Source organism: Paenibacillus terrae, from assembly GCF_005217525.1.
Taxonomy (GTDB): Bacteria; Bacillota; Bacilli; order Paenibacillales; family Paenibacillaceae; genus Paenibacillus; species Paenibacillus terrae_C.
In genome coordinates, this window is sequence record NZ_PNXQ01000006.1 from 63,409 (window position 1) to 73,348 (window position 9,940).

Here is a 9,940-nt window from a genome sequence, read left to right on the forward strand (position 1 = left end):
GCATCTGCATGGTTCAATGTATCTCTTGATTGTAATTGTAGTTCTGCACAGAGGATTTGAATCTGTTCAGTTGAATAGTTTGACTTGGAAAGCACACCGCTTAGCCGGTGTCTTTCCATTTTAACCACCAAAAAGTTGAAAGTTTATTATTTGACCGACTGCAAAACAAGTAGGGGGACCCTCAAGCTTATGGAAAAATTGATGATCACCGGTGGACGGCCGCTTCAAGGTACAGTTTCCATCAGCGGTGCCAAAAACAGTGCCATCGCCTTGATTCCCGCCGCCATTCTGGCAGAGTCGGAAGTCATTTTGGACAATTTGCCGCTGTTGAGTGATGTGGCGGTATATTCCGAAATACTGGAGGAACTTGGTGCAACCGTTGCCTGGGAAGGCAGCCAGATGAGAATAGATCCATCCTCCATTAAATCCATTCCCATGCCGAATGGACCTGTTAAAAAATTACGGGCATCCTATTATATGATGGGAGCCATGCTAGGCCGCTTCAAGGAAGCGATCATCGGTTTGCCAGGAGGGTGTAATTTTGAACCTCGGCCCATTGATCAGCATATCAAAGGTTTTGAAGCACTGGGTGCTACGGTGACGAATGAGCACGGTGCTATTCATTTGCATGCCAAAGAGCTGCGAGGTACCAAGATTTATTTGGATGTCAGCAGTGTAGGAGCTACGATTAACATTATGCTGGCGGCCGCACGTGCCAAAGGCGCCACAATTATCGAAAATGCGGCTAAAGAGCCTGAGATTATAGATGTAGCAACCTTGTTAAACTCCATGGGGGCCATTATTAAGGGCGCCGGAACGGAAACGATACGGATTGAAGGTGTGTCCGAGCTACATGGCTGCCGTCACTCCATCATACCTGACCGCATACAAGCGGGCACATATATGATTGCTGCTGCGGCTACTCGTGGTAATGTTTTGATTGATAACGTAATTCCCAAGCATATGGAGGCTCTGACTGCAAAAATGCAGGAAATGGGTATTGGCATAGAGGAATATGACGAAAGTATTCGTGTTCTGGGTTCACCTTCATATGAGCATGTTGATGTTAAAGCCTTAATTTACCCCGGATTCGCCACAGACTTGCAATCTCCTATGACCAGTTTGCTTACTCAGGCGCAAGGGGTCAGTGTACTGAGCGATTTTGTTTATAGCAATCGTTTTAAACATGTCCCTGAACTTGTACGAATGGGGGCTAAAATCCGCGTGGAAGGTCGTTCGGCTATTATTGAGGGGGGCAAGCTAAATGCGGCTAAAGTCAAAGCGGCCGATCTGCGTGCTGGCGCAGCGCTTGTCATTGCCGGACTTACCGTAAGTGAAGGCGTAACCGAGGTGTCAGGTGTAGAATACATCGACCGTGGTTATGACCATCTTGTCTCCAATCTGCGTCTTTTGGGCGCGGACGTATGGCGGCAGACAGAATAACAAACTTCTTACATTTTGGGACTCCCGGAACGGATGAACAATAGAATGGATAGTCTCTATGCAGCCGCTGCATGATACAAGATATAGGTTTATACCTGAATCAATTTCATAATCCCCTCAGTAGCTTTAATCAAGAGTACATATAGAGCAAAATGGTTTAGTTTGTCTATATGTACATACATTTCGTTGGCTTAATCATTTATGAAATTGATTCACCTAACAATCTTTTATCGGAAAACCGTAATAATTCGGTATAATCTAGGCAGATGGCTGCATAACTTTATTTGTTTTGGTTAAAATTATGTTGATGGCGTTTATGATATCATTGTCTATCATTTAGTTTTGAATGGACTTAATAATTGAATAGGTGGTTATTATATGGATCTGCAAATTTCCGATCTGGAAGAAATGAAGCTGACCGATCTGTACAAACTGGCCAAGCAATACCAGATCCCGTACTACGGAACGCTCAAGAAAAAAGAATTAATTTTTGCCATCCTGCGTGCACAAGCCGAGAAGAGCGGATTGATGTTTATGCAGGGTGTTCTGGAAATACTTCCTGAAGGTTACGGCTTTCTGAGGCCGATCAATTACCTCCCGAGTACCGAAGATATTTACATCTCTGCTTCACAAATCCGCAAGTTTGACTTGAGAACAGGCGATCTAGTATCCGGTAAATGCCGGACTCCGAAAGAGAATGAACGATATTTTGGATTGCTTCAAGTTAACGCCGTCAATGGAAGAAGTCCTGAACAAGCTGCTGAGCGGCTACACTTTCCTGCACTGACTCCACTGTATCCGCAAACTAAATTAGTCCTTGAAACTACCCCCAATAATTTGTCTACGAGAATAATGGATATATTGGCCCCTGTCGGACTTGGACAGCGTGGACTCATTGTGGCACCTCCCAAAGCTGGTAAAACACTTCTGCTCAAAGAAATTGCCAATAGCATTTCTACCAACAATCCCGAGATTGAGCTGTTTGTCTTGCTGATTGATGAACGTCCGGAAGAAGTGACCGACATGCAGCGTTCTGTTAAAGGTGAAGTTGTTGCTTCCACTTTTGATGAACTGCCTGAGAACCATATCAAGGTAGTGGAATTGGTTCTAGAGCGTGCCCTTCGCCTTGTAGAGCATAAAAAAGACGTGGTTATCCTGCTGGATAGCATTACTCGTCTTGCACGTGCCTACAACTTGGTTATTCCAGCATCCGGTCGTACGCTTAGTGGGGGTATTGATCCAGGGGCTTTCCACCGTCCGAAACGTTTTTTTGGTGCGGCACGGAATGTGGAAGAGGGCGGAAGTCTTACCATTTTGGCCACAGCGCTCATTGATACAGGATCGCGGATGGATGACATTATCTATGAAGAGTTTAAAAGCACAGGCAATATGGAGCTTCATTTGGACCGCAAGCTTGCGGAACGCCGCATATTCCCGGCTATTGATATTCGTCGCTCCGGTACCCGGCGTGAGGAAATGTTGTTAGGCAAGGAAGAATTGGATACTATTTGGGCCATTCGTAAAAATATGACAGAAAGCCACGATTTTGTGGAAGGCTTCCTGAAGAAATTGCGGAACAGCAGCAATAACGCAGAGTTTTTGGCCTCGTTTGAACCAACGGCACCGTCCAGCGGTTCGCAAAGCAGTTCAAGTACTCCGCAACGGAGAACCACGCGTTCCACCGCAGCATCGGTTCCAGCTTCAACCAACTAAAACCAGCCACATAGCTACCCTGAATAACAATGATCAGCCTATGGATAATCGTCATTTCCATAATAGGTATTTATCTGTTCCTCAAGCACGCACCCGTCACGGTTCGACGGGTTTCAGGCGTGCGCTTGGCGGAACGAAAGGAGCTTCACAATGTATTTGGTATATGCCGACGAAAAAGGCAATGTATATGATCATGCTTCTTTGTATGGGCTTGCCCGCAGTGCGGACATGATTGTTGAAATCATGGAAGATGAGCTCATTCCGCTACCTGAAGGAGCTACGCTGGTAAGTCTGCCCAACACACGCCCGGTCGGTATGAACCCTGAATCCGGGGAAATGGTTTCCTTGCCAGGCGATATGCAGGCAGTGGGGGCTTTGTTACCTCAAGGCTTTACACGCTTGTGCCTGCCAGGGTATGTGAAGACCGATAAGGAGTATAAGCTCCCCTTGTTCGGTTATTCGGCCGTGGTCTGGAAAGATGGAGCTTTCTATGTAACGGCCGAGCGGAGTGATAATCCGTCCAAATGGAATCCGGAAAACTGTGACCGCCACGAGGTAAAGCAGGGCGTGCAGCGGATGACGGAGCAGTACCCGGAAAATCGGCTGTACCAACATTTGTCCAACTGTGCCTTAGGCTATGAGTGTCTTACCTCCTCGAACACGTTCCTGAATCGCTGGGAGGGTGGAGTTCCGGTATCTTACTCTTGTAATGCCGGATGCTTTGGCTGCATCTCGGAACAGCCGGATGACAGCGGTTTTGTATCCCCTCAGACGAGAATGAACTTCCGCCCTCGTGTCGAGGAGATTGTGGAAGTCATGCTGGAGCATTTGAAAACACCGGAGTCCATTATTAGCTTTGGCCAAGGGTGTGAAGGGGAGCCTTCTACTCAAGCCAAGTTGATTATAGATTCGATCAAAGAGGTCCGTTCCGTTACAGATATGGGATACATCAATATTAATACGAATGCAGGCTTGAACGATCATATCCGGGGTATTGTAGATGCCGGGCTTGATCTGATGCGAGTCAGCACGATTAGCGCGCTGGACGACCATTACAATGCGTATTACAAACCGCGTGGTTACACGTTAGCCAATGTGGAAAAATCACTTCGTTATGCTTCCGAGCAGGGAGTATATACGTCGATTAACTATTTGATTTTTCCGGGCGTGACAGACCGCGAGGAAGAAATCGAAGCGATGATTGAGTTTGCCAAACGCACAAAGCTCAAGCTTATTCAGATGCGCAACCTGAATATTGATCCAGAAAGCTATCTGGAGCTGATTCCACCTGCCCAAGGAGAGATTCTTGGCATGAAGCAAATGCTTGAGATTTACCGGGAGGAACTGCCCGATGTCATTATCGGGTCTTACACCCATGTACCGCCTCAAGGGCTGGCGCGTCCCAAATTTGCCAAGGCCTAAAACGGTCAATAGCGGGTTGAACTGCACCTGTTTTACGCCATTTTTGGATACAAAAAAGAGTTGTTGAAACGCTCATATCCAGGTGCTATAATGTGAACATGTGTTCATACAACTCTGGGCTGACAGGACGTTCAGGGCGGAAAGAGGTGAAAGTTCAATGCAACAAGCTATTCAACCGAAATTTAACGTAACTAATGTCACTTGTGCTTGCGGAAATACGTTCGAAACCGGTTCAGTGAAAGGTTCTCTGCGCGTGGAGATTTGCTCCGCTTGCCACCCATTCTTCACAGGGAAGCAGAAATTCCTTGATGTTGGCGGCCGTGTAGATCGTTTCAAGAAGAAATACGGTATCTAATTGATTACCGCAGGTTATAAAGTTATTAGAGCCTTCTGCTATTGCAGAGGGCTCTTTTTGTTGTGGATGTTTGCTTTTTGTGCGGCCTTGAGATATACTTATTTTCACCGTGCTAGATGGGGAGGTAGCGGTGCCCTGTAACTCGCAATCCGCTATAGCGAGGTTGAATTCCTGTTAGAGGTGTTGTTGATGTGAGGCTGGTCCCTGCGCACAATGTTGACGGTTGGGTCCTCCGCAATGAGTACTTGTGAACCTGGTCAGGTCCGGAAGGAAGCAGCCATAAGCAAGAGCACTCTTGTGCCGGAGGGTAGCCTAGCCCGAGTTGTTGTTCAGGATTGCCGCTCGGATCACAACGATCAATAACAGGTGCACGGTATATATTAGAAATTAGAACATCTTGGCAGTCACTGCGAAGATGTTTTTTTGTGCTTTGGCTATGTTTAATTGCATTCATGTTTTTCCTCCTAAACTAACTGGCAGGGAGATTTACAAATGATGGATTAGTTGTTAATGTGACATAAAGGGGGGGTAAAGATGAGAATTGTTTTTGCAACTGATTCGGACTATGGATACATACGAGACCGTGACCATCATATTTCAGAGAGCTTAATACAGGTGAAAATAAAGGGAAAAGAAATATACATATTGCGAAACCAAGATGAAAGTAATATTGGATGGATGAGGTATGGATACTTTTGGGACAACACACCTTTCCTGAACATGATTTGGGTCGATGAACAATATCGAGACAAGGGTGTGGGGAAGCAGGTTGTCCTCTTTTGGGAAGATCAAATGAAACAAAAGGGCTTCAAATTGGTTATGACATCTACTCTGGCAAATGAAGAGGCTCAGCACTTCTATAGAAAATTAGGATATCGGGACGCAGGGTGTTTATTACTCGAAAATGAGCCGTTAGAAATAATTTTGACTAAAACATTACTTTAATTCGTTTTTTATCTACTTAAAAAATGAATTTAACCGCTTTTCATAAGGCGGTTTTCTTTTGCTCGAATACCAACAATAAACAAAAACATAGCCTTGTGTTTATTATTTGAAAGGTGTCCAGTTTAGATTCGGACGGGAGTATAGTATAATGAAGTGTACATTAATGTTCATGAAAGTGAATGGGAAAGAGGGTAACGCGCATTGGAACATATAGCGTTGTACCGTGCTTGGCGGCCACAGTCGTTCAAGGATATGGTAGGGCAACAGCATATTATCCAGACATTGCAGAATGCCATCCGCGAAAATCGTACGTCCCATGCCTACCTGTTCAGCGGTCCGCGAGGAACGGGTAAGACGAGTGCGGCCAAAATTTTGGCCAAGGCAATTAACTGTGAGCATGGACCGGCGCCGGAGCCTTGCAACGAATGCGAAGCCTGTAAACGGATCACGGCCGGAGCTGTCATGGATGTACAGGAGATTGACGCAGCCTCCAATCGGGGCGTTGAAGAGATTCGTGATTTGCGCGATAAAGTCAAATATGCGCCGACTGAAGTGCGGCACAAGGTTTATATCATCGATGAAGTGCACATGCTGACGACGGAAGCGTTCAATGCGTTGCTTAAGACGCTGGAAGAACCGCCGCCACATGTGATGTTCATATTGGCTACGACAGAACCGCACCGGATTCCGGCGACGATCATTTCGCGTTGTCAGCGTTTTGACTTTCGGCGGGTATCGCTGGAGGAGCAGACGGAGCGGCTTGACCTCATATGTCGACAGGAGAACATAGAGGCTGATTCCGACGCATTGCAGTACATTGCGCGTCTGTCAGATGGCGGAATGCGGGATGCACTTAGCGTTCTGGATCAGATATCTTCGTTTACAGACGGTCGGGTTACTTATCAGCAGGTGCTAGATATGACAGGAGGTATTGCGTCTGAACAATTCGGCAAGCTTGCCTTGGCATTGCTGAAAGAAGATGTTGGCACAGTACTGCAAATGATTGAGAACTTTATGCAAGAAGGTAAAAGCGCAGATAAATGCATGGAAAATCTGCTGTACTATTTCAGGGATTTGCTTATGATTAAGATGGTGCCGCAGGCGACTAACATGACAGAACGCGTGCTGGAGCCGGAGCAGTTCAAGGAAGTGGCAGAAGCTTTTACCAAGGAGCAGCTCTTTAGCATGATCGATACGCTTAATCGCTATCAGAGTGAGATGAAGTATGCCGTTCAACCGCAAACCTTGTTTGAGGTAGCTCTATTGAAGCTGTGCAGCATTCCTGGAGCCGCTGCTCAGCCAACCTTACAGCATTCCGGAGCTGCTGCGAATCAGGAAGATGTAGCCGTTTTGAAGCGTCAGCTTGCCGAACTGGAGAAGAAGCTGGAACGCGCTTTACAAGGCGGATTGGCTGCCGGGACAGGGCAGGATGCATCGTCTGGGAGTCGCCAGGCCTCTGGGGGGCGTGCTCCCGCTCCGCGGATTTCTGCTCCAGTCAAGCTTCCTTCGCAGCTAGATCGCTATATCGCCGAGAAGTCGGGAGAGGCATTTGCGGCTGCGGGGCGTAAGTGGAGCCAAATTTTGCAGGGAGTCAAAGAAGCGAAAGTCACAGTTCATGCATGGTTTATGGACGGCGAGCCGGTGTCTGTATTAGAGGATAGTGTACTCGTGGCGTTTAAGAACAACATTCACCGTGAAACTACTGAAAAGCCTGCCAACAAGCAGGTCATTGAGAAGGTTCTGCATGAACAGTTAGGCCATCCCTATCGTCTGGTGACAATGATGCAAAAGGATTGGAATGCTGCGATTGAAGGAGTTCCCGACCAGCCTGCCGAAGAATTCCAACTGGAGCAGGAGCATGACGCGCCGGGAAAGTCCAAGGAACCCTGGATTGATGAAGCTATTGAACTTTTCGGGGAAGATCTGGTAGTTATAAAGGACTAAAATCAAAGTGTCTGGATGTATACTTCATTAAGGGAGATGATTGAAATGAACAATATGAACCAAATGATGAAGCAAGTGAAAAAGATGCAGGAGCAAATGCTGAAAGCCCAAGAGGAGCTTGGCGGAAAAGTAATTGAAGGTACTTCCGGCGGCGGTGTTGTTACTGTAGAGGTAAACGGACATAAAAAAGTGCTTTCCATCACCATCAAACCGGAGGCTGTAGATCCTGATGATGTGGAAATGCTGCAAGATCTTGTGTTGACTGCGGTCAATGATGCTTTGTCCAAAGCAGATGAACTGGCTAATGATGATATGGGTAAATTTACAGGCGGTATGAAAATTCCAGGCTTGTTCTAGACTGTGCATAAAGGAGAAACACACTATTGTATTATCCGGAGCCGATTGCAAAGCTGATTGATGCATTTACGCGCCTGCCGGGAGTGGGGCCGAAGACGGCTGCCCGGTTGGCTTTTCACGTACTGAAAATGAAGGAAGACGATGTGATTGATTTTGCCAAAGCACTGGTCAATGTGAAACGGAATCTTCACTTCTGTTCCGTCTGCGGCAATATTACGGACACGGACCCTTGTCGGATCTGTCAGGATAAGACGAGGGATGCTTCCGTCATTTGTGTTGTTCAGGATTCCAAGGATCTGGTAGCTATGGAGCGCACCAAGGAGTTTAACGGCTTTTATCATGTGCTTCATGGAGCAATCTCTCCTATGGAGGGAATTGGTCCTGAGGATATCAAGCTCAAGGAATTATTGAACAGGCTTAGTGATGAACGCATCAAAGAGCTGATTTTGGCTACGAATCCGAACATTGAAGGAGAAGCGACGGCCATGTACATTTCCAGGCTGGTGCGCCCTTTTGAAATCAAGGTTACTCGTATTGCCCACGGATTGCCAGTAGGCGGGGATTTGGAGTATGCCGATGAGGTAACACTGTCCAAAGCGCTGGAAGGCCGCAGAGAGCTGAACTAATAAGTACATGTATATGTTATAGATATTTTTAGTGTCGATAAATCGTATGGATTGTCTCGACACAATGGGGAGCCGTTATGGCTCCTTTTTATTTTGTGATGATAGGGCCGGTATGGGCAGTTCTTGTTCTAAGTTTGTCCTCTGTTAAATAAGTATGAATAAGGTAGTCTTACAGACTGTGCACATAATTCAGCTTGTGAGGAGGATGAATGGATGTGGGAACGGGTGAAGCAAAATTTTCGTCGACAAGAGTACGGCAAATCGGAAGCAGAGTATCGTCAGGAGTTGTTTGCCCAGATTCGGGCTTCGCACGCGGATTGGTTAAGAGCGCATCGGTTATTTCATGAAGCTACAGGCGAGGACGAGATCGACTATGCCATTTTTGTTCTGGAAGCTGCGGAGCGTAAATATCAGATACATTTAAAATGTGCCAAACAGCAAGGGCTGCATCGCTTCCACCTGCCCGCAGATGAACCGGTGTATGACAATGACGCAAACCGTGTTCATAAACGGAGAGCTGAATGAGAGATGCTGTCTGGCTTGTTCTGATTGCTTGTGTTGTGGTGCTGTCATATCTAATCCTCAAAAAACGTCTGGGTATTGGCTGGCTTACTGTGTTTGGGGCACATATGGCTCTGGCGGCAATTGCCCTGTATGTCATTAATTATTCGGGGTGGATCACGCAAGTGTATATCCCCATTAATCCAGTGACGATGGGAGCCGTAACGGTTTTGGGAATGCCCGGAATTGCGCTTTTACTGGGATTGAAAGTGATATTGTTCGGACAGGTTATGTGAGTATGTATAGAGTTTAATCAAGGAACAAGGAATGTCTTTTAGGCAAGGATAAAGTAAAAAATGCTTTTGTTATAAAAATATAGTTGACGGGGATTTCAGTTATATGATACATTAATTCTCGGCCCTTAAAGCCCGGGAATTTTTTTGTGAGAACAACGCTGAATGAAATCGAAAAATAATTTTAAAAAAGTGTTGACTTAAATCCCGAATGTATGTTATATTAATCAAGTCGCCGCTGAGATGCGGTGGTGAAAAAAAGCAAGAGAATATGAAGGTTTGATCTTTGAAAACTGAACAACGAGTGAGTACGGATTTTGCTTGCAAAATCCAACGCTGAG

Annotated in this window: 10 protein-coding genes and 1 other RNA gene; all 11 read left to right on the forward strand. The window is 46.2% G+C overall.

Translation table 11 applies throughout. The features are described from left to right. Positions 1-189 precede the first annotated feature (189 nt). The 11 genes from murA to C1I60_RS06880 all read left to right on the forward strand — a co-directional run bounded on the left by murA (position 190) and on the right by C1I60_RS06880 (position 9,602). On the forward strand, positions 190-1,443 hold the full coding sequence (gene murA, locus C1I60_RS06830; RefSeq protein WP_025683194.1) for a UDP-N-acetylglucosamine 1-carboxyvinyltransferase: 1,254 nt from the start codon (positions 190-192) through the stop codon (positions 1,441-1,443). A gap of 378 nt (positions 1,444-1,821) precedes the next feature. Then, entirely contained in the window at positions 1,822-3,156 is a 1,335-nt protein-coding gene (gene rho, locus C1I60_RS06835) for a transcription termination factor Rho (RefSeq protein WP_137061070.1), read from the forward strand. 150 nt (positions 3,157-3,306) lie between these two features. Continuing rightward, a complete protein-coding gene (locus C1I60_RS06840) occupies positions 3,307-4,578 on the forward strand; it encodes a radical SAM family protein (protein WP_137061071.1) in 1,272 nt (423 codons plus the stop codon). Positions 4,579-4,735: 157 nt separating this feature from the next. Next, the gene (rpmE, locus tag C1I60_RS06845) at positions 4,736-4,933 is read left to right on the forward strand and encodes a 50S ribosomal protein L31 (RefSeq protein ID WP_044646880.1); all 198 of its coding nucleotides are present in this window, start codon (positions 4,736-4,738) and stop codon (positions 4,931-4,933) included. Between the two features lie 107 nt (positions 4,934-5,040). After that, positions 5,041-5,307: signal recognition particle sRNA large type (gene ffs, locus C1I60_RS06850), an RNA gene on the forward strand. Positions 5,308-5,467: 160 nt separating this feature from the next. Next, entirely contained in the window at positions 5,468-5,878 is a 411-nt protein-coding gene (locus C1I60_RS06855; protein WP_137061072.1) for a GNAT family N-acetyltransferase, read from the forward strand. 201 nt (positions 5,879-6,079) lie between these two features. Next, entirely contained in the window at positions 6,080-7,822 is a 1,743-nt protein-coding gene (gene dnaX / locus C1I60_RS06860; RefSeq protein ID WP_137061073.1) for a DNA polymerase III subunit gamma/tau, read from the forward strand. A 45-nt stretch (positions 7,823-7,867) separates the two neighbouring features. Then, positions 7,868-8,179, forward strand: a complete 312-nt coding sequence (locus tag C1I60_RS06865; RefSeq protein WP_013308226.1) for a YbaB/EbfC family nucleoid-associated protein — start codon at positions 7,868-7,870, stop codon at positions 8,177-8,179. Positions 8,180-8,205: 26 nt separating this feature from the next. After that, positions 8,206-8,805: a recombination mediator RecR gene (recR, locus tag C1I60_RS06870; protein ID WP_025683200.1), complete on the forward strand. Its 600-nt coding sequence runs from the start codon at positions 8,206-8,208 to the stop codon at positions 8,803-8,805. A gap of 213 nt (positions 8,806-9,018) precedes the next feature. Continuing rightward, on the forward strand, positions 9,019-9,330 hold the full coding sequence (locus C1I60_RS06875) for a DUF2508 family protein (RefSeq protein WP_137061074.1): 312 nt from the start codon (positions 9,019-9,021) through the stop codon (positions 9,328-9,330). After that, positions 9,327-9,602, forward strand: a complete 276-nt coding sequence (locus tag C1I60_RS06880; RefSeq protein ID WP_137061075.1) for a pro-sigmaK processing inhibitor BofA family protein — start codon at positions 9,327-9,329, stop codon at positions 9,600-9,602. Before C1I60_RS06875 ends, C1I60_RS06880 begins: the two co-directional genes overlap by 4 nt. Positions 9,603-9,940: the final 338 nt, after the last annotated feature.

Bases quoted from the DNA above. Each gene is read 5' to 3' on its own strand.
- murA (WP_025683194.1), top strand. From the start codon at position 190: ATGGAAAAATTGATGATCACCGGTGGACGGCCGCTTCAAGGTACAGTT.
- rho (WP_137061070.1), top strand. From the start codon at position 1,822: ATGGATCTGCAAATTTCCGATCTGGAAGAAATGAAGCTGACCGATCTG.
- C1I60_RS06840 (WP_137061071.1), top strand. From the start codon at position 3,307: ATGTATTTGGTATATGCCGACGAAAAAGGCAATGTATATGATCATGCT.
- rpmE (WP_044646880.1), top strand. From the start codon at position 4,736: ATGCAACAAGCTATTCAACCGAAATTTAACGTAACTAATGTCACTTGT.
- C1I60_RS06855 (WP_137061072.1), top strand. From the start codon at position 5,468: ATGAGAATTGTTTTTGCAACTGATTCGGACTATGGATACATACGAGAC.
- C1I60_RS06865 (WP_013308226.1), top strand. From the start codon at position 7,868: ATGAACAATATGAACCAAATGATGAAGCAAGTGAAAAAGATGCAGGAG.
- C1I60_RS06875 (WP_137061074.1), top strand. From the start codon at position 9,019: ATGTGGGAACGGGTGAAGCAAAATTTTCGTCGACAAGAGTACGGCAAA.
- C1I60_RS06880 (WP_137061075.1), top strand. From the start codon at position 9,327: ATGAGAGATGCTGTCTGGCTTGTTCTGATTGCTTGTGTTGTGGTGCTG.